At 64.1% G+C, this 18,769-nt stretch carries 20 protein-coding genes; 7 read left to right on the top strand and 13 right to left on the bottom strand.

Annotated features, from left to right (window positions below; genetic code table 11):
- Nucleotides 1-10: 10 nt before the first annotated feature.
- Both ACFOWB_RS13090 and ACFOWB_RS13085 read right to left on the bottom strand, forming a co-directional pair.
- On the bottom strand, nt 11-583 hold the full coding sequence (locus tag ACFOWB_RS13090) for a hypothetical protein (protein ID WP_261402655.1): 573 nt from the start codon (nt 581-583) through the stop codon (nt 11-13).
- Nucleotides 580-795: a hypothetical protein gene (locus ACFOWB_RS13085; RefSeq protein WP_261402654.1), complete on the bottom strand. Its 216-nt coding sequence runs from the start codon at nt 793-795 to the stop codon at nt 580-582. Before ACFOWB_RS13085 ends, ACFOWB_RS13090 begins: the two co-directional genes overlap by 4 nt.
- 44 nt (nt 796-839) lie before the next feature.
- Between ACFOWB_RS13085 and ACFOWB_RS13080 the strand changes: the two genes are divergently transcribed.
- The 3 genes from ACFOWB_RS13080 to ACFOWB_RS13070 all read left to right on the top strand — a co-directional run bounded on the left by ACFOWB_RS13080 (nt 840) and on the right by ACFOWB_RS13070 (nt 2,795).
- Complete coding sequence (locus tag ACFOWB_RS13080; protein WP_261402653.1) at nt 840-1,034, top strand: hypothetical protein; 195 nt, start codon at nt 840-842, stop codon at nt 1,032-1,034.
- 24 nt (nt 1,035-1,058) lie between these two features.
- Nucleotides 1,059-1,217: a hypothetical protein gene (locus ACFOWB_RS13075; RefSeq protein ID WP_261402652.1), complete on the top strand. Its 159-nt coding sequence runs from the start codon at nt 1,059-1,061 to the stop codon at nt 1,215-1,217.
- Between the two features lie 126 nt (nt 1,218-1,343).
- On the top strand, nt 1,344-2,795 hold the full coding sequence (locus ACFOWB_RS13070) for a hypothetical protein (protein ID WP_378147704.1): 1,452 nt from the start codon (nt 1,344-1,346) through the stop codon (nt 2,793-2,795).
- A gap of 122 nt (nt 2,796-2,917) precedes the next feature.
- Here the strand turns inward: ACFOWB_RS13070 and ACFOWB_RS13065 are convergent, their stop codons facing one another.
- The gene (locus ACFOWB_RS13065) at nt 2,918-3,238 is read right to left on the bottom strand and encodes a hypothetical protein (RefSeq protein WP_378147702.1); all 321 of its coding nucleotides are present in this window, start codon (nt 3,236-3,238) and stop codon (nt 2,918-2,920) included.
- Between the two features lie 801 nt (nt 3,239-4,039).
- Between ACFOWB_RS13065 and ACFOWB_RS13060 the strand changes: the two genes are divergently transcribed.
- Nucleotides 4,040-4,612: a hypothetical protein gene (locus ACFOWB_RS13060; RefSeq protein WP_378147700.1), complete on the top strand. Its 573-nt coding sequence runs from the start codon at nt 4,040-4,042 to the stop codon at nt 4,610-4,612.
- Between the two features lie 314 nt (nt 4,613-4,926).
- A complete protein-coding gene (locus ACFOWB_RS13055) occupies nt 4,927-5,217 on the top strand; it encodes a hypothetical protein (RefSeq protein ID WP_261402647.1) in 291 nt (96 codons plus the stop codon).
- Between the two features lie 594 nt (nt 5,218-5,811).
- Here ACFOWB_RS13055 and ACFOWB_RS13050 read toward each other — a convergent pair.
- Together ACFOWB_RS13050 and ACFOWB_RS13045 are read right to left on the bottom strand one after the other, a co-directional pair.
- Nucleotides 5,812-6,573 (bottom strand): hypothetical protein, encoded by a 762-nt coding sequence (locus tag ACFOWB_RS13050; protein ID WP_378147697.1) that lies wholly within the window; start codon nt 6,571-6,573, stop codon nt 5,812-5,814.
- Nucleotides 6,574-6,585: 12 nt separating this feature from the next.
- Nucleotides 6,586-7,095 carry a hypothetical protein gene (locus ACFOWB_RS13045; RefSeq protein ID WP_378147695.1) on the bottom strand — a complete coding sequence of 170 codons (510 nt, stop codon included), beginning with the start codon at nt 7,093-7,095 and terminating at the stop codon, nt 6,586-6,588.
- A 116-nt stretch (nt 7,096-7,211) separates the two neighbouring features.
- Here ACFOWB_RS13045 and ACFOWB_RS13040 point away from each other — a divergent pair, with 116 nt between their 5' ends.
- A complete protein-coding gene (locus ACFOWB_RS13040; protein ID WP_261402644.1) occupies nt 7,212-7,415 on the top strand; it encodes a hypothetical protein in 204 nt (67 codons plus the stop codon).
- A gap of 226 nt (nt 7,416-7,641) precedes the next feature.
- On the opposite strand, the gene ACFOWB_RS13035 is transcribed toward ACFOWB_RS13040, so the two are convergent.
- Entirely contained in the window at nt 7,642-8,358 is a 717-nt protein-coding gene (locus ACFOWB_RS13035; protein WP_261402643.1) for an NlpC/P60 family protein, read from the bottom strand.
- 522 nt (nt 8,359-8,880) lie between these two features.
- On the opposite strand from ACFOWB_RS13035, the gene ACFOWB_RS13030 reads away from it, so the two are divergent.
- The gene (locus ACFOWB_RS13030) at nt 8,881-9,126 is read left to right on the top strand and encodes a hypothetical protein (RefSeq protein WP_261402642.1); all 246 of its coding nucleotides are present in this window, start codon (nt 8,881-8,883) and stop codon (nt 9,124-9,126) included.
- Between the two features lie 15 nt (nt 9,127-9,141).
- Here the strand turns inward: ACFOWB_RS13030 and ACFOWB_RS13025 are convergent, their stop codons facing one another.
- From ACFOWB_RS13025 to ACFOWB_RS12995, 7 genes are read right to left on the bottom strand one after another with little or no spacing between them, the layout of a single operon-like run.
- The gene (locus ACFOWB_RS13025) at nt 9,142-9,345 is read right to left on the bottom strand and encodes a hypothetical protein (RefSeq protein WP_261402641.1); all 204 of its coding nucleotides are present in this window, start codon (nt 9,343-9,345) and stop codon (nt 9,142-9,144) included.
- 36 nt (nt 9,346-9,381) lie between these two features.
- Nucleotides 9,382-9,768, bottom strand: coding sequence for a hypothetical protein (locus ACFOWB_RS13020; RefSeq protein WP_261402640.1), 387 nt, complete (start codon nt 9,766-9,768; stop codon nt 9,382-9,384).
- Nucleotides 9,765-10,163 carry a hypothetical protein gene (locus ACFOWB_RS13015; RefSeq protein WP_261402639.1) on the bottom strand — a complete coding sequence of 133 codons (399 nt, stop codon included), beginning with the start codon at nt 10,161-10,163 and terminating at the stop codon, nt 9,765-9,767. Before ACFOWB_RS13015 ends, ACFOWB_RS13020 begins: the two co-directional genes overlap by 4 nt.
- A complete protein-coding gene (locus ACFOWB_RS13010; RefSeq protein ID WP_261402638.1) occupies nt 10,160-16,540 on the bottom strand; it encodes a phage tail protein in 6,381 nt (2,126 codons plus the stop codon). The genes ACFOWB_RS13015 and ACFOWB_RS13010 overlap by 4 nt, the downstream gene beginning before the upstream one ends.
- Nucleotides 16,540-16,983 (bottom strand): GNAT family N-acetyltransferase, encoded by a 444-nt coding sequence (locus tag ACFOWB_RS13005; protein ID WP_261402637.1) that lies wholly within the window; start codon nt 16,981-16,983, stop codon nt 16,540-16,542. Before ACFOWB_RS13005 ends, ACFOWB_RS13010 begins: the two co-directional genes overlap by 1 nt.
- Nucleotides 16,980-17,654 carry a hypothetical protein gene (locus ACFOWB_RS13000; RefSeq protein WP_261402636.1) on the bottom strand — a complete coding sequence of 225 codons (675 nt, stop codon included), beginning with the start codon at nt 17,652-17,654 and terminating at the stop codon, nt 16,980-16,982. The genes ACFOWB_RS13005 and ACFOWB_RS13000 overlap by 4 nt, the downstream gene beginning before the upstream one ends.
- Nucleotides 17,654-18,766: a carbohydrate binding domain-containing protein gene (locus ACFOWB_RS12995; RefSeq protein ID WP_378147690.1), complete on the bottom strand. Its 1,113-nt coding sequence runs from the start codon at nt 18,764-18,766 to the stop codon at nt 17,654-17,656. The genes ACFOWB_RS13000 and ACFOWB_RS12995 overlap by 1 nt, the downstream gene beginning before the upstream one ends.
- Nucleotides 18,767-18,769: the final 3 nt, after the last annotated feature.

The following is an 18,769-nucleotide window of genomic DNA, read 5'->3' as shown; positions in this document are numbered from 1 at the left end:
GGCTGTCTCGCTACTTCCACCGGCGCGTCCGGCCCTTCGGAAGCCCCTCTCGGAGCTTCGCATATTCGGCGTTAACGGCTGCTGCGTCGTGCGGCGCTCGCGTGAGCTCTGGGTAGGCCTTGATCAAGCTAGAGCCCTGCCGAAGAATAATCTGCTCGCCTTCGTCCAGCTCGACCTCTCGGATGGCGACCTCGAAGGCCCCTCGAGCAATCTCCGTATGAACCGCAGCAGCGAGCCGGCGCCTGATGCTGCCGTTCGCGCCGAAATGGTCGACGGTCGCCTTGAGCCCCGCATTGCGATCCATCGACGGTGCGGCCGCGACCTGTACCGCGAGCCCTCCCCCCGCCGGCGGGTCGAACATCACGGTGACCTTCAGCGAGCCGCAGGCCGGACACATCATGCGTTCGCCGAGGCGCGCCAGCGGGAAGTTGCGGCCGCGCGTCCAAACCAGAGACGGCAGGTCGAGTTCCTTCGCCTCCTGGCATTCGCGGATCGACTTCAGGCCTGCACGGTTGCCGAACGCGCAGCGCACGCGGACGCGCCAGCCAGATCGCAGAGCGTCGCCGAGGGTCTCGATCGTCACCGCACCGGCCGGGCCGGCTGCCGCCCTCGCTCAAAGCCGAGCGAGACGCGCGACCTTAAGGCGACGAGGGCCACTTCACGCTCGCCGATCTCGACGAGCAGTGCCCGCACCGCCTGGCGCTCGCCGCCGGCCCTGAGAATCGCCTCGTCGACGGCCGCCTCGTCGGCCGCTAGTCTCTCATCTTCGAAGGGGTTCTCGGCCGCTTCACCCATGTTCGCCGCTCCGTTTGAGCCCCATCGATTCCATGAGAACGAAAATGGAACAAGCGGGAAATCGGGGCGCCTCGCCGCCGCCTTACGAGCCGAAGGACTGGCTGCTGCGCGGAGCCGAGAAGATCGACGCAGCGCTCTCCCGCCCAGCCTGGCGCGCAGTTCTTGGCGCAGCTGTGATCGCGCTCTGCGCGCTCTACTGGCTCGCTCCGGTCGCGCTGCTGGCCTCATGGCTGAGGTAAGCGCCATGGAACCGGGCGAGCTCGTTGCCCCTCGAACATCTGGAGCCCGGCGATGAGACCGTTCGGCATTACGCCGGAAAGGTGCGCGAGATGCTCACCGGCGCGCGGCCGGTGCCGTTTCTCGTGTCGGCCCGGTCGACCCTCATGGTCGCATTGATCGAGCGGCACGAGATGACGCTTTAGGCAAAAATTCTGTTAGAGCCGGCGTGAGATAGCGATTTTCTGCAACTCTTACGCTATTCAGCGTGCGGTATTCCTGTCGGGGCAATTCGCATGCGCATTCGCAGTCTCATGAGCGTTCGGAATTTGATGTCAGCGCTCGCTGTCGCCGTGCTTGGCGCAGCCGCCATCCCCCAACCAGTAGCGGCGAAGAAGAGCGTTGCCCTCACCGCCTTTATTGCGCAATCGCCGAAGAGCGGTTGGGGCGTCTACGTCAGCGACGGCACGTCGGCCGGCACCAGTGAGCTGATCGCTGGCTCTAAGGAAATGCTGAGGCTTAGCGCCTATCCGGTCGGTGACAAATCTCTTTTGCTTGTGACAAACGACGCTCTCCGCGTCAGCGATCAAACAGGCCTTTACGTTCTGACGCGATCCGGAAAACTTCAGAAGCTGAATCATCCTCTTATTGAAAATCTTACAGAAGCAAGGGCTTTCGCGCCGGTACGCGGACGTCTTTACGTCGTGAACAACGGAAAGCTTATTTCGACCGACGGGACGCAAAAGGGCACGCGAGAAATTTCGGCTGCGCCATTTTACAGTGTTACGAGTGTCTTCGAGTTCAACGGCCGCACGTCTTTCATCAGCAGCCTGATGAACACGACGGAAGCCTTTCAAATCATCGACGAGGCCACGGCGTCGTCGAGCGTTTTGTTCTTAATGCCGCGACAGGGCGGCAGGGGCTCCTACTCCGAACCGCCGACGCTTTTTGGCGACAAGCTCATTCTTACCCGGCGCACAGACGCGTCAGGTTACGAGCCTTGGGTGTCGGACGGCACCGCTGAAGGGACACAGATCCTCAAAGATATTGGCTTTCGTGAAGAAGGCGGCAACCCCGGTGGCTACGTGGTGTTTGGCGATAAGGTCGGCTTTCGGGCCACAAGAGGCCAGGTTGCTCAGCTTTGGATCTCCGACGGCGCATCAAACGGAACTCGACAGCTGATTGATGCCTCTGGCGCGCTCGTCAATGTTCAAGGGGCATTGGCCGCCTATGGCGGTCGCCTCTATTTCCGCCGAGACTTTGTCCACTATTCCGACATCTGGTCGACGGACGGCACCCCGAGCGGGACCCAGGCCTTGGTCGCCCCGTCTACCCGGTTGACCTATCACTACATTCCCGGCAACCCAGATCTTGCGATCGTCGGCGACCGCCTGATTTTTCAGAGCGAAACCGCCCCTTATGACGAGCGCGGCAAGAAATACGTCAAGGTCACGCTGAACGCCACCAATCTGAAGAATGGTAAGACAACGACGGCCTCGTTCGATCTTAAGGACGGTTGTTTTGATAATTACCAGGGCGCTCCGACCTATATCGGTATCTACGCATCCGAGATGCTCCCAATCGGCGACGGCCTCATTCTTCGGATGAGCGACCGTTGGGGCCAGTACAAGACGGCCGAGCCCTGCGAGGTCTCAGGCTCCATCATTCCGAACTATGAGCCTTGGTTCTTCACGCCCAAGGACCAGACGCTAACGCAGCTTTTAGACATTGCCCCAGGCGCCACCAGGGGATCATTTCCGAACAGCTTTCAGCGCATTCGCTGAGACCCACCAAAGACCGTGACAAGCACAACCCGGCGGCGTGCGCTTCGCCGCCGGCGCGCGAGCCTGAAACGCAAAGCGCCCCGACCGGCCGAGGCCGAGGCGGAGCGCTTTGCGGTCGTCTTCTATTCTGAAATTTCCTTCGCCGCCTTCTTCATCAGGCGGGTGACGAGCTTACAGGCCAGCTTCCGTCCGTCTTTCGAAAGCGTTTTGTATTGCGCTCGGGTGGCGGCGATGATGTCTGCGTCGGCTTCGCTTGGCTTGTCGAAGTTGAGGCCGACAGAGAGCGCTACCACCCGAATGACGTCCGTATAGATCTTATCGGGATCGCATTGATCCGCGATCGCGAGCGCCCGCACGGCGCTGTCATGAGGGATGTCGATGTTGGTGGTGGTCGCTTGCGCGTGGATAAGGCCGGCCGCGACGACGAGCTTTGCTACGATCATGAGATGCCCCTACGGTTGCAGAGGTAAATTCATCTCACTCGCACTGGTGACGTCGAGTTCGTGAAACTACGGACAGGAGCGCGCAGCCCCTGCGATTGAACGCAGCGCGATATCGCCGGCAGCGCCTCGGCGGCAACCATCAGCTTGAAAGTCAGTGGTAAGCGTTTGATACTTGGGCCGTCCGTTCAACGGTCGGCCCACTTCATTTCATCTTGGAGGCATTTTCAGCAAGGACGTGCATCGCACACTTCGGCCCGGTCGCTTGGGGATGCGCTCAAGGTCGAACGCGCTTGTGCTTAACGGTCATGATCTAGGTTTGCGATCCCGTACGCGCCTACACCGGATTATGCTTCGTACAACCGATTAATTCTCGTTAGGCGGGCGGCGGAGCATCTAGTGGTTTCCAAAGCGATAGTTATAAACGGCGCTAAAAACGTCCGAATTACAGATGCAAGAATATCCGGGTACGATGTGGGAATACACGCACGAGACGCCGGCGTATCAATCAGTAATGCAACATTTGATAACGTTTATAAGCCGTTCGATATTCGAACTTCTGATGAGGTGAATATTGAAGGCACGCGAATAAATCAGGATCCGAACGCCCTAGTGGAAGGGGCGGCTTCAAGTCGCACTCAAGTTGGTTGGACTGGCCGCAAGGGACCCCGAGTCCAGGCCCAATGTCCGAGATGCGGATCAATTTTCCCCTCTCGTAATTACGACGTTTCAAGTCCCCGGTTCTGGAACCGAGATAACGAGGAAACCTGCCAAAACCCGCGGTGTAGGTATCCGCACGCAAAAGTGGCTGACGGCCTCTATGATACTTCACTCGAAATTGTCAGAGAGCTATCTAGGGAAACGACAACAAGAGCCAATCTGCGTGAGATTAATGCGGAAAGCTTGGCCTTTTTAAGGGGCGAAACAACTCCGCAGAGTTACATAGAAAATGTATCTAAGACAAACTCCAAAATTGGCAGCTTGCTTCGTAATGGCTTCAAGATAGCGCTGACTTCGCTTACCGCCTTAGCCTCAGTCGCCGCAATCGGGTCGTATAAACTTGATCTCGAAATGGCGGAAATTCAGCGACGGCAAGACCAATTTACGATGCAGCAAGCCCAACAAAATCCCAACCAAAAATCAGAAAAACTATTAGAAGATATTCTCAAAGGGCTTGAGCAAAGCCGCTTTGAGAGTGAATTTGTCAAAAAGTCCAAAGTACATAGAGATAAAAACGCAGACGGTAATCCACAAGAAGTTGGTGGCGACAAAAAAGCGACTGTTAAAAACAAGGCTGAACGCAAGCCTAAGGCGAGAGACATTCGACGCAAAGAAGCGAAGAAGCGCCGCCAAGCTCTTAACCCGGTTCCACGGTAAAACAGCCACCGACCTATCGAACTCGCTATTTTTGAGCAGGGCCCGCTCGTTGTAGAGCACGAGCACGCTTTCGCCGATAGGCTGCGTTGCGACCCCGGCTGGTTCACAGCACTCTAAGAGCCCCTTGCTCCAATCGGTTCCAAACCAGATTGGCGGCGCCCTTGAACTCCCGGCTGCTCCGCATGGGGCTCGTTCGGACGCCCGGGCCAGGCGACCGGACAGACGGTCTGGAAATGCCGGGCGCATGATCCGGTCTATGGCGGGCTGGTCGCGGGGTAGCTGGCGAGCCTGCCTCGAGGCGCTATCCTCGCGCCATGCCGACGCGCTTTGTCTGGACCCGCACCTGGCCGAACGACAAGAACCGGGTCGAGGACGGCCACGTCCCGGCGCGCCTTCTCGACACCGAATGCGACGTCCTTCGCGTATTCCAGATTATCGGCGGCCCGCAGAACGGGCTCTGGTACTGGGTGAGCGCGCGGCTTAAGCCAGCCGGCGATGACGGCAAGCGCTGGCCGTCGAACCACGATGGGTTCTGCGCGACCAAGGAAGAGGCCCAGGCCGCCGCTGAGCATGCCTATTTGGATTGGCCGGGAAGCGAGGGGTAAGGTCCGGGGGGTCTTTCGGGATGCCCGGCGCCCTTCCCCGAAGCGTCGGGCTACTCGCAGTTGGAACTCTTCCGCTGCTCGTGCGTCTAGCTAATGCGGTGGCGCGGCCCAGTGAACACCGCTTAGTGGAGAACCCGGCGCGAAGCCCCAAAGCGCCGGGTTTTCTTTTGCCTGGCTGCACCGAATTAGAAGAGCTGCCATCGCATCATGCGTTTGTCGCCATGCCACAAGCTCACGGTGAAGCGTAACGAGCCTGCCTCGCGCGTCAGTCGTATCGAAGCCTCGGTAATCAAGCCTGTAAATCGTCTCCATTAGCGATGACATTGCGTCGAGCGTTATCGCGATCTTCTCGACCAGAAACTCAAGATGATCGACTGAACCGGACGCCATGAAAACGCTCCCGAATGCCGCTTCAGTTGCACGTAGTGCGAGTTACCTGACAGGCAATTGACGGCCTTAGGTTCGTGGTAAATGTTTTGTTCAGTTACATTGCGCGCAAAAGGTCTAGAACATTTCGGAATGTTCACGGACGTGCGATCCGATTGTGGATCTGCTTTTTGCGACCTATGTGCTTCGAAAAAGGGACAAGGCGGCTCATCGCAAATGCTCAGCGACCCGGAGGATTTGAACCGCGCTTCGGGGTGAGGGGCTCGCTCTTAGGATGAACGGAGCCCGGGAAGCCGGGAAGCCTCTCCAAGTCTGATTTGGGGCGAAAGGGCCGCTCGGACCCCGATCCCTCGCCTCCAGCCAGTTGATGATGCGCTGGGACTGCTCGCGCAGCACCTTGATGTCGCCCGACATGTCGGCCTGTGCCGACTTCGCGTCGTCGAACCGCTTGTTGTAGATGTCGAATGCTCGGTCCATCCTGGCGTTGATGGCCGACTGGCCCTCCTCGAGCCGCGCAATGCGGTACTCGCTGCCGCCGCCCTTCGACTTCAGCTCGCCGATGTCGTCTTTCATGATCTGGAGCTGCCCGGCGATCCCCTCGCGATATTTGACCCGATCTTCCTTGTACTGAAAGTTCTGCGCCTCGAGCGCCGCCACGCGGTTCTTCAGGTCGTTACGCTCGCTCTCGCTCGCCCGCTTCGCCTCGTCGAAATCGCTGCGGAGCTTTTCGACCTTGGCGACCTTCGCCGTAACGTCCCAGACCCAAAAGCCGCCGGCAGACACAAGGCTCAGCAGCACGAGCGCCGTCGCCGGGGTGATGTTCCAGTCCTTGAACAGCGAGTAGCGCTGGCCGTTGCCATTGCCGTTTGCGGGCGTCTTGTCCGTCGACATGCGAAGCTTTGCAAGCTTCGCCGCGATGTCGTCGGTGAGCTTGTCGACGCCCTCGGGCGTGGTCAGGCGATCGGGCATGCGCGTGCGCCCTCAGTGGACCGCGGCCTTGGCCGCCCTGTCAGCCGTCACGACAGCAGCCTTCGCCTCTGGCGCTCGCGCGACCAGCTTTTCGACCAGCGTCGCGTCGGACTGACCGAGCTTGACGATCTCACGCGCGCCGTTCTCCTTCACGTAGTCGAGCGCCTGCTTGACCACGTCGCCGGGGGCCGGGTTCACCGGCAGCGGGACGCCGCTCGCCAGCTTGCGCGCGAAGGCGGCTTTCAGCCCGTTGTCCATCCCGCGATAGAGCGCGGCGAAGAGCTCGCGGCGCTGGATCGCCTTGAAGGCCGCGGCGCCCCACGCGCCCGCCGCCGTGACGGTGACGCCGGCCGCGCCGAGGATGGCGGCCGACAGGATCGGGATGAGCTGCGGGCGGGCGTCGGCCCAGACGTCGCCGACAAGGCGCGTGGCTTCGTTCGAAAGCGCAGCGCAGCCGGCGAGTGAGATGGCGGCGAGGCAGCACAGGGCCGTCCGCGTGAGCAGGTTCATGATCATCACCATGATGGATTGGATGTCCGGCGACCGGCCGAGCGCGGTTCGTTTGTCAGACGAATGGAGATCAGCCGCGGAACGCAGCTCATTGAGAGCGGTTAAGCCCAGAACCGAAGGAGATTGCGATGCAGAACGACAATGACCGCCCGTCAACCGAAACGGCTGCAACGCCAAAGCCGCCTGCAGGCGAGAACATGAAGGATCTCGTTACGCCGGGTGACGACTCCAAGAAGGAAGCCGACGCCGATGCTATCCCAAGCGGCGCCGACACGATCGAAGGCGACGTGGCGCGCCCAGAAGATGCTGAGGAGGCTCAGTCGCCGACCTAAAATAGGTCGTCGACGGCAAATCATGCCGCAAAGACGAATGTGCTCACAGCGTCGGAACGTTAGAGCGCAATTAGCGCTGTGATCGTGCAACAGCGAGGGTGCACGCATGGCGTTCGGTAGCGGAAATAAGCATTTGCGCGCGGGATGGACGATGATCGCGGCGCTGTTGATCGGCGTTGCGATCGTCTACGTCGGCTTCAAGCTCAGCGGCCTTTAACTTCAACCGTTACGCCTCATTCGTGCTGGTCGGGCCGCCGCCCTTGACGACGACGGTCTGCGGGACTGGCAGCGCTACGGTCGACGGCCAGCGGATGGCGAGCAGCCGCTTTTTCTCGATCCACGTCTCAGTGACCGCGTTCGACTGATTGCCGCCAAGCACGCGATAGCGTGTCTTGTCCTCGCCGACGTAGAAGCCGACATGGCCAGCGTTCGGGCCGCGCTCGAACACCAGCACCGCGCCAGGCGACGGTTTGCTCAGCCCCCGACCGAACACCGCCCAGCCGCGAGCCCAGAGCGGGTTCGTCGGCAGCTTTTCGTCGGGCAGCACGGCGGCGAACTGGCCGAACACGAAGGCGCCGCACCACGGAATGTCGTCGTTCACGAACCAGTCGGCGGCCGCCTTGCCCCATTCGAGGATCTTCGGGTTCGAGGCCGCGCCGACGATCTCGCGCAAACCCATCCAGCGCCGCGCCTCGACCAGCCAGACGGGATCGACCTGACCCTGTTCGAGGATCGGCGGCACGGCCTTGCCGGGGCCGCCCTGAACCGCCGCTGCGTTGAGCGCGGCGGTCGTCGCCTGACCGACGATGCCGTCGACATGAAGACCATGGGCCGTCTGGAAGCGCTTGACCGCCGCCATGGTCTGGCGGCCCCAGATCCCGTCGAGCGCGCCGGGATCGAAGCCGAGCGCCTTCAACCGCTGCTGGATAGCCAGCACGTTCATAGGGGTTCTCCGAGCATGAAAAAGCCCGCAGCGTGAGCGGGCGGGAACGATCATTGGGGTTGGGCATTTATCGGCGGTCGGCGACTTGCACCTCGTCGCCGAACTCCAAGTCCATGACTGCCGGCGCGCGAATGCGCCGGCCCTTTTTGAGATCAGGATGTCAGCATCGAGACGAAACGGTCGCGCGGCGCGCGCAATGCGCGGCAGCGTGAATGCGACCTTCGCCGATCACGAATGGAAGGTGATCGACTTGTGGATCGCTACGTGTGCTCCGGGATTATCTCGGCCTGATGCGATCCGGAATCTCGCGTTGAGAGCAGCCCGCGAGGTAGAGCGGCCGCGAATGGCGGCTGTTCCAGTCGTCGATCGGCACGCAGAGAAGCCTCATCTCCCGAAGGCGAACGCCGACTGATCAGCCGATCGCTACGAGCGCACCAGTGTAAAATGTCTAGTGCGATATGCGGACTGGACGGGTGACTGCAGACATCGGTCGAATACTGCGTTTCGCGTGAGTCGGCAGTCATGATCCAAAGCACAGTCTATGTGGTGCTCATCTGGCGCATGGACGCAGGCGGCCGACTGAAGGCCCGGCGCCCCTGCGGATTCGCCACGGCGCAGCAAGCCGTCGCACGGGCGCGATCGGCTGTTCGACGCGGAAATGTGGCCGTAGCGTCAAAGCGCACGATCGATACTGAAACTGATGAGATCGTGGAGCACTTAGAGATCTTTCGAGGAGGACGTCTCCTCGAAAACTTCGTGGCGATCTGACGCTCGCCCGGCAGCTCAGCCGATCGCTGCGAGCGCGGCCTTCAGCGCGTCCTTCACGGCCGGGCGCGGGTCTCCGAACTGGTCGGGGTCGCCGATGTAGATCGTGATGGTGTTGCCCTCGTCCGTCGGCGCCTTAGTCGGGTCGCCGCCGTTGTCGTTGACGAGCGTCATGGTGAGCCGGCCGCTCTGGCGCGTGGTGGAGTTGTGCTGAAACTTCACGGGGTCGTCTCCTTCGTTGCGGCCACGGCCGCGGGGTCAGATCATCGGGGCGGCTTCTGCCGCCTCGAGCTCGGCGAGCGTCATGGCGCTCATGGCGGCGGCCTTCGCCTCGAGGCGGCGGCGCTCGATCATCGGGCTCACCTGCAGCCAGGCGTCGCGCATCCAGACGATGACGGTCGCCACCTGGTGCTTGGTCTCGGCGGTGACGCCGACCTCGGCGACGACGTGTGGAATGAGGTCTTCGGCGATCGTGTCGTCAGCCAAGAAGGCTTCGGCCTCGCGCAGCTTCTGCTCGTAGACGAGCATCTGACCGGCGCCCGGTGTGATGAAGGCGAGGCGCGCGACCTCAGCGGCCGCATCGATCCGCGCGCAGGCCTCCGCCCGGCGGGCGTCGGTGAGTTTGCGAGCCGAGAACGCGGTCACGACGCCACGACCTCGAAGGCGAGGGGCCGCCACGGGAACGGCGGGCGAAGCTCGATCGCGTAGGCGCCGGGCTCCTCGGACGTGAACGCGAAGGCGTCGTCGTCGATCACGCCGAACTCTTGCCCGTCGATCACGACGAGCGAGCCTGTCGGCGCGAAGCAGATCGCCTCGTCGACGCCGTCGGCCGCGACCGCGAGGGTCGCCGGCGGCTCGATCTCGGGTCGGGGCGCGAGCGTGAGCTCGTCCATGTAATGCGTCGCCGCCGAGAACGGCTGGTCGGAGGCGTAGCGCCGCAGGCCTTCGGCGCTCACCTGCGCCTCGAGCTGCTCGGCCGAGCATTCGCCCCAGGACAGGAACTCGCCCTTGGCGTCGTGGAAGCCGAAATAGATCGTCATTTCTTCACGTTCCCGACCACGATGTTGCTCTCGACGACGGTGAAGGAGGGCGTCGTGTCTCGCCGAAGCGAGATCGTGTAGGTGAGCGTCGCCGCCGGGCCGGGGTTGTGAAGGAACGAGAAGCCCCAAGCGGCGGCCTTGTCGAAGACGGGCAGCGTCCACGACTTCACAACCGCCGTCGCCACGCCGGGCGCCGAAGCCCGGATCTCGACCGAGCACTGGCCGGTGACGGTCCCGCTCGCGAGCGCCGAGAGGCTGATCATGCCCGAGACCTGAACGCGCGCCGTGCCGCCCGGATAGACGACGCCGGCGGCCGAACGGTCGACCCATGTCGTCTGCGCGAGCGCGTTCGCGCCGGTCGTCGCCTGGGCGTAGTCGCTGATCGCGTTGTCTTCGATCATGCGGGTAAGCACGCCGCGGTTGATGATTGTCTCGTCGCCCGGCCGCTTGAAGATCGCGTCGAAGACGTAGACGAGGCCGCTGTCGGTCCCGCCGTTCGCCGCCGCATCGCGCCGGAACTGGACGACGGCGGACACCGCGCCGGCCGGGGCCGTGACTGTGTCGGATCCGCCCGCATCGGCCGACGGCAGGACGCTGACGCCCTCGGTCGCAGCGCTCCAGATCCCGATCGTGTTGGCGCCGACGCCCGCGCCGTTGACGTCGTACCAGTAGACCATCATCCGAGCGGTGCCGGTGCCGGCCGCGTTGTCATAGCGGGCCGACCAGCTCCACTTGTATTTCTTACCGGCCTTCACGGGGAACGGCGTCGCATTGACGTAGCCGAGCAGCGTGTCGCCCGCGGGCGCAGCGACCGCGCCGCCGAAGGCCAGAGCCCGGCCGCCGTCCGCCTGCAGCGGGAGAGATGCGGCGACCGGCACGTTCGAGCCGCCCGCCGCCCACATCGCGCCAGAGGGCGCGACCGATCGGAAATAGTTGTCGGGGATGAGGTTGGCGAAGTCCTCGAGGATGATCTGCTTGCCGACGCGGAGCGTGTTCAGCTCGACCTTGTCGCCTGAAAGGCTTTCGACGAAGGCGCTCTTGATCCACGCGGCGCCGTTGAAGAGCGCTAGGCCGCTGACGATCAGGTCGTTGATGTTCGCCTTGGCGGCCGTGATTGTGTTGTCGGCGATCGAGACGCCGGTCAGCTGCTCGCGGACCTCAATCGCGTCGAAGAAGAGCTCGACCGCGCCCATGTTGGTCCAGCGATAGAACGAGAGGCTCGCCCATTGCGCGCCCGTCGGGGCCGTCCATGTCGTCGAGACATCAGTCCAGACGTCGCCGGCGAGCGCCTTCGATCCGTTCCACCCGTCGAGATCGTCCGACCCGCTCCGGGCGTCGACGCCCGTGACGCCGCTGCCGATCAACAGGCTCTCGTTGGTCGGACGGCTGTTGAGGTAGGACATGCGCACGAAGACGCCGTTCGCCACGCCGGACGAGGCCTGGAGGGCTGCACGAACCGAATAGACCTTGCCCGCCTGGACCGGGAAGGCGCGACAGCCGTAGGCCGTTGCTCCGGCCGAGCCAGTAATGCGAAACGAGGCCGACCCGCCGCGCCCAGCCGGGCCCGTGGTCGTCAGAACCCGGTTGTTGCCTTCAACGCGCCCCCATCCGTTCGTGGACCCGCTGTCGGCGCTTGGGTTCGCCACAAGGTTCGCGCCGAACTGCGCGCCGACGGCAAAGCGGTCGGCGGTCAGCGTCCCGACCGCGATCTGCGCGGCGACCAGCTGCCCGAGGATCAGCGTCGCGTCGTTCGTCGCCGTCCAGCCCGTACCGGCAGCATTCTGCTGATAGATCCTGTTTTCCGCGATCGCCCAGATGAATTTCGGCGTCCGCGCGCCGATCGCCGGCAGCGCCGCGGCGTTCGCCACGATGCCGGGGAACGTGAAGCCGCTCGCGGCTGACGTGTCGTCGATGACGCCCGTCAAATCGCTGTTCTGGACGCCCGTGGCGGTCGACTGACCGAGGTAGGTCCACGCCGAGACCCCGTCCGAGGTGTCCCGCCGGCGGGCCCAGAAGTGGCGGGCTTGGCCGTTGGCGAGCGCCGTGAGGTCGACGCGGGTGGTCGTGACGCCGAAGACGGTCGGCGTGCTCGCAGCCGTAGGCGCCGGCGTCTGCGTCGCCTGGTCTAAGAGCTCGAAGCTGTCGAAGTCGTCGTCGGTCGACTTCGCGAGCGTGACCTTGGCGCCCTTGAACGCGGCCTCGACCGAACCGCTTGGGGCCGCCGGCACGCCGCCCTTGCCGACGACCGTGTGGGTCGCGGTCGCCGACTTCGAGGACTCTGTCTGGACCTTGTTGCGGGCCCAGACGCGCGCCTGAACCTGATCGCCCGGCGAGGCTCTGAACTTGACCTTGAGGTCGGCGCTCTTGGTGCGCTGCGACGTCCATTCGCCCGACGCGCCGATCCGCCACTCGACCTCGTAGTCGGCCGCGCCTGCGCTCGCCGCGAAGGCGATCGTCACCTGTGAGCGCAGGCCACCCTTGGCCTTCTGCGCGAAGACCGAGGTGATGGTCGGCGCGGCAGGCGTCGCGAGCGCCGTGTCGTCGAGGTCGACATCCTTGATCTTCGTGCCGGCGGTCGCGGCCCCGAGCGAAACCCAGGCCGAGATGTATCCCGAGGTGTCGACCGAGCGGATCCAAAAGCTCCGGACGTCGCCCGTTTCGAAGCCGGTGAGATCGACGCGTGGCTTTCGGATGAAGGTCTCGGTCGCCACGGTCGCCAGCGTCGGCGCCGGGCTCGACGCCGCCTGGTAGAACAGCTCGAAATAGTCGAAGTCGTCGGCCGCCGGCTTGTCGCCCTTGAGCCTGAACCCTTTCAGTGTCCCGACTGCGTTCCAGCCACTCGGCGTGTCGGTGTTGCTCGACTTCGCGGCGGCCGTGTGCGTGGTCGTCGCCGACGGCGGGCTCTCGTTTCCGAGCCGGTTGCGCGAGATCAGCTGCGCCTGGACGACGTCGCCGGGCTGGCATCGGAAGAAGAAGGTTCGGTCCGCGCTCTTCGTGCGGGTCGAGCGCCAGGAGCCCGCATTGACCCGGTAGGAGAGCTCGTAGTCCGAGAACTTGTCGTTCGCCTTGTCGGTCCACGAGATCTGCACCAGCGTCCGGAGAGCGCCGCGCCCCTTCTGCTGGAAGCCCGACGTGATAACCGGCGCGTTCGGCTGGAGCGGCTTCTCGACGTCGTCGACGTCGTTGTCTTTGATCTTGGTCGCGACGGTCGCGGAGCCGAGCGACACCCACGTTGAGGCGAAGCCGCTCGTGTCGACGGTGCGGACCCAAAACGACCGTACGTCGCCGGTGTCGAACCCACTGAGGTCGAGCCGCGGTTTCCGGATCTCGGTCTCGGTCGCAACCGTGGCGGCGGTCGGCGCCGGCGTCGAGGCCGCCTGGTAGTAGACCTCGAAGAAGTCGTGGTCCTCGACCGTGACGCGGTCGCCCTTGAGGCGAAAGCCCTTCAGGACGCCGACGGCCGCCCAGCCGGTCGGGAGCGTCGTGTTCGCGCTCTTCGCCGCCGCGGTGTGGCTCGTGATCGTCGACTTGACGCTCTCGTTGCCGAGACGACTGCGCGCCATGATGCGCGCCTGGACCGCGTCCGCCGGCGCGCAGCGGAAGCGGAGCGTCCGCTCGTCGCTCTTGGTGCGCTTCGACTCCCAGGCGCCGCCGTTGATGCGCCAGAAGACCTCGTAATCCGAGAACTTGTCGCCCGGCTTGTCGACCCAGGAGACGGTGACGAGCGAGCGGAGCGCCCGCCGGCCCTTCTGCTGGAACGTCGAGGAGATCGTCGGCGGGTCGGGCTGCAGCGGAGCCGTGACGTCGTCTATGTCGTCGTCGGCGACCTTCTTGTCAGCTCGCGCCGAGCCAAAATAGAACCAGTTGGTCGGGTTGCCCGAGGTGTCGACGGCTCGAACCCAGAAGAACCGCAGATCGTTCGTGTTGAAGCCCGTCAGATCGACGCGAGGCTTGCGGATTTCCGTGACGGTCGCGGGCGTCGCGCCGACCGGCGCCGGGGTTGCGGCGTCCTGATAGAAGACCTCGAAGAAGTCGTGGTCGTCCGCGGTCGGCTTGTTGCCCGTGATCCGGAAACCGCGAAACGTGCCGACGACATCCCAGCCGCTCGGCGCGGAGGCGTTGGACGACTTCGACGCGGCGACATGGGTCGCGGTCGCAGAAGGCGCAGAGGCGTTGCAGAGCCGGTTGCGCGAGAGGATATAGGCTTCGACCGTGTCGCCCGGCTTGCAGCGGAAGCGCACGCGGCGGTCGCTGCTCGCCGTGCGCTTCGACTCCCATTGCCCCGCGTTCAGCCGCCAGAACACCTCGTAATCGACGAAGCGATCGTTCGGCTTGTCGATCCACGACACCGACACGAGCGTGCGAAGCGCGCCGCGGGCCTTCTGGTCGAAGCTCGAGGTGATGGTCGGCGCGTTCGGGGTGAGCGGCCGGGTGTCGTCGTCGAGATCGTCGTCGGAAAGACGGGCCTTCGGCGTCGTGACCGCGATCCAGTCGGACCACAGCGCTTCGCGCCGCCCCGTGCTCGGGTCGAACTTCGCGCGGACCTCGTAGGCCTGCTCTGAGACGAGCACCTGCGGGTGGATCTTGACGTCGCCGTCGAGGTCCTTGGTGTAGCCGTCGGCGATCCTGTCGTTCTGGCCCGGTATCCGCAGCTCCCAGAGGAGCCCGTCCATGTCCTCGACGAGGTTGCCGGCCGCGTAGGTGAGCCGGATCGCCGGCCGCTTCTTGCCGCCCTGCGTCACCGTCGCGGGCGATGCGACGAGGTTGGTGACGACCTTCTTGGGCGGGAGCTTGGGGACGAGCGGCCCGTCGACGAGCTTCGGATACTCGTTCCGCGCGGGCGGGTCGTAGTCCGAGAAGTTGCACTCGGTCACGTCGACCATGACGTTGCCGTTCGGCAAGCGCCGGCGACGGTCGACCGAGAAACGCTTGGCCGCATAGCCGTTGCGGTCCGACGACCACGAGATGACGTCGGCAGGTTCGAGCACCTGCGCGCGAGGCCCGAGCGTGAACGAATGCTGGCGCGTGTTGCGGTGGACCTTCAGCGCCTCGCGCTTCAGCCGGAACACCTGGCCCCTGTAGGGGACCATCGGCAGCTGCACGTCCTTCAGCAGCCGCCGCCCGCCGTCCTCCGCCTCATAGGCGGGCGTGGTCAGCGGGTTGCTGTCCTTCATGGCCCAGCCTTCCCGACGGTTCGGGAAGCGCGCCACGATGCCGTTGACGGTGTCGGCCAGCCCGAAGAACGGCGTGAAGGACTGCTCGGACGTGACGAGGATGTCCTCGTCGGTGATCGAGAACACCGGGTCGCCGGGCTTGCCGACGTGGAGCTTGTAGAGACCGCCCATCTCGGCCATCCGGCCGGTGCACGCGCTCATCAGATCCTTGATGGTGTCGGCGACCGGGTTCTCGAGCAGAACCTCGGCGCCCGAGCGATAGCGCGGCTCCGTCTCGGCTCCGGTGTCGGCCGCGTCGTCCTTGTCGTTCGAGTTGGAGACCGGCACGAGCTCGGCGCATTTCTGGATCTGGGCGATCCAGTGCTCAGCCGGCAACCGGCGCGCCGTCATCTTCTGCATGCCGTAGAAGTGCGACCCGTTCCACTTCAGGCCGCGCATGATGTTGTAGATCTGGACGGCGCTCAGCGTGTCGCCGGTGACGCCGCCCCAGGTCGACTGATTGTCGAAGCGCTGCGAGCCCGACCCGCCGACCGAGCCGTCATTCGCCGGGTTGTAGAGTTTGAGGCCCTGACACTCGAAGCCGAGCTGCGGAAAGCTCGAGAAGACGCTCGACTTCCAGCGGCTGATGACGACGACGTAGGCGCAGCCCTTGCCGATGTGCTTGTTGGTCCACCGCCGCGGGCCGGGCGCGCCGAACCAGTTGACCATCTTCGGGTCGGCGGTCGTCTGGGTGCCGTCGTAAAAGCGGACCCACATGCACTGCGTCGCGACCGTGCCGTCGTCGCGGATGTTGCCCATGTCCTTGACCGGCGCGCCGAAGGGCCAGCTGGTGTCGTTCCACTGGATGTCGTGCCAGTCCTCGGAAACGTAGATCCGGTCGAGCGAGCGGATCGGCAGGTCGCTGAGCTGAATGACCTGCGCGAGATAGAGATTGTCCTGATCGCCGTCGGTGCCGAAGGTCCCGGCATAGACCAGAGAGCCGGACGTGAACGACGTTCCGAGCAGGAAGGACCGCCCGACGCTGTCGCCGTCGGTCTGGATCTTTCCCTGGATGCCGGTTTGCGGCTTTTCGGGATCGGGCGCGAGCGCCTGGCGCAGCAGCTGCGAGCCGAGGCTCAAGCCCACCGCCAGCGCGACCTGCCCGATGGCGGTGGCGAAGGAGCCGGCCGTCAGCGCCGCGCCGAGAACGCTGAAAACCGCCATCAGCCGAACATCCGGACGTAGTGGGTTTCAGCGGGCCTGAAGCCGAGGCGCTCGAACAGGCGTCCGATCCGCGGGGTCTTCACCTGCGCAGCGAACACCGCCATGCGGACCTGACGGCGGCCGCACTCGGCCTCGAAGGCGCGCAGGATCTCGCGGAACGCCGACGTCTTGCGGATCTCGGGCTCAAGCCAGAGGCCCCAGACCATCGCGACCTTGCCGGTGAAGAACATGTGGTCGTTGAAGCTCGCGCCGAACATGCCGAGCGCCACGCCGTCGCGCTCGACCACGAGACAGAGCGTGTCGGGCGAGGCGATGAACTGGCGCAGGAAGGCGCGCGTCTTCTCGGTTTCGAAGCGCCATTCGACGCCCGACGCCTTGTGGAAATGGCGCGACATCAGGATCGCGGGCCCGAGGTCCGAGAGGGCGGCGGGGCGAACGATCATCGGCGGCCCCGGAACGGGTTCGGCTCGAAGTTGATGTCCTTGCCGTGGTGGCGGCCGCCTTCCTTGCCCCAGAAGATCTCCCATTTCCCGGCGACGTTTGCGTACTGGTAGAAGTCGTCGTCGGGGTCGCGGTTCTTCTTCTGGTCGGCGTCGGAGCGCTTGGCCGGTTCTTCGCGCGACATCTCCTGCGCGTCGCTCACGCAGGAGATCACCGCCGCGCCCTCGTCGTTTTCCGTCGGCGTGCGGATCTCGACATTGTCGATCAGGCCGTAGAAGTCGACCTCGGCGGCCTCGACGATCTGGCGGTTCTCGACCGAGAACAGCGCGCTCCAGACCGTGATGGGCCTGAACTTCACGTCGTAGGTGCGCAGCAGCTGGATCGCCGGCGAGTTCGGATCGAGGTGGATGCTGAGCTCCTCGACCGAGAGGTCGCAGGTCGCCGGGATCGCGCCGTATTCCGCGAGCCCGCCGGCGCCGATGCAGGCGAGCTGGACGGTCGCGCCCGTCAGCGGGTCGAGCACGGGCAGCGTCACGTCATGGTCGTCGGACCAGAAGGCGAGCGTCTCGACCGCGCCGGACGTGCGGTTGCGCGCCTCGACGCGAATGACGTCGCGCATGACGAGGGCGCCGCTCGCGAGCACCGCGAGACGGTCCGCCGAATACTGAAGCATCAGGGCTGGCCTACGAACTGCGTCGCGGAGAACGAATGGTTGCCGGACATCTTGGTCGCGAGCTGCGACTGCAAGGAGCCGGGGTCCATCCGGAAGAGCGCCGTCGCCTTGACGAGGTCGACATTGGCGTCGACCGCCGCGCCGGGCCGGATGAAGGGCATGACGTCGAAAAACGGGGTCGTGCCGTTGCTGTCGGCGACCACATCCTCGAGCGCCTGATGGAGCGCTCGCCTGCCGCCGCCGTAATTGAAGGCGAGGTAATCGCCGACGCTGACCTTGTAGCCCGAGATCGTGTTTTTGAGCCGGAGCGACTTGTTGTTGGCGTCGAGCGTGTGGATCTTGGCGACACCGCTGAAGCCTGCATAAGTCGGCAGGTACGAGATGCTATCGACGTAGAGGTAACGACAAGATGCCGATGCAGTGAGCGCGACGATAACTTGGGCAAGCGCTGCGTTCGGAGGCGTGGTCACGCGCCGAACCTTCTGCACATAATCTGGCGTGGCGGCTGTGGCTGAGTTGCCACTCTGGCTAATGTATGTTCCGGAAACGTCGTAGAAGTTGACCGCGAGACGAATACCTGTCGTCGTCTCGACATTGCTTTTTATGTAGACTGAAAAATCGTAGGGTTCGTTAGCGGTGACGTTGACGTAGAACCCGGCATCATTCTGAACCCGGCGATCTGAACCGCCGCTCGCCAGCAGCTTGTCGAGCTGCACGCACTTGGATCCGCCGCGGCCGTCATTGGTGATCTGGCAATCGGCGGACACCACCCAACCGGTGAGCCCGTCCTCAAATTCAGGATTATAGATCGGGTTCGCGAGGTCGAAGCCGGATGGATAGGCGCCGGGAAACGGCCGCCGGACGTCATGTGCGTAGAACAGGTTCCCGACGCTCGCGAGGTGGTTCAGGATCGCCTGTTGGCGCACGACGTCACCGAAGTTGCGCTCGGACGTCGTGAAGGCGAGCTTCCAGAGCGGCCAGCCGAGCTCGGTCGTGATCGACTGGCCGTTCGGCGTGCGCGAGACCTCGTCGCGCCGCATGAGGTCAAAGGCGAACGGCGGCTGAAGCCCGATCTGCGAGAGCAGATCCGACCGGACGTTGGTGAGCGCCATGGG

It is taken from the genome of Chenggangzhangella methanolivorans (assembly GCF_042648545.1).
Classification (GTDB): domain Bacteria; phylum Pseudomonadota; class Alphaproteobacteria; order Rhizobiales; family Methylopilaceae; genus Methylopila; species Methylopila methanolivorans.
This window is presented reverse-complemented; position numbering and strand designations above follow the sequence as displayed.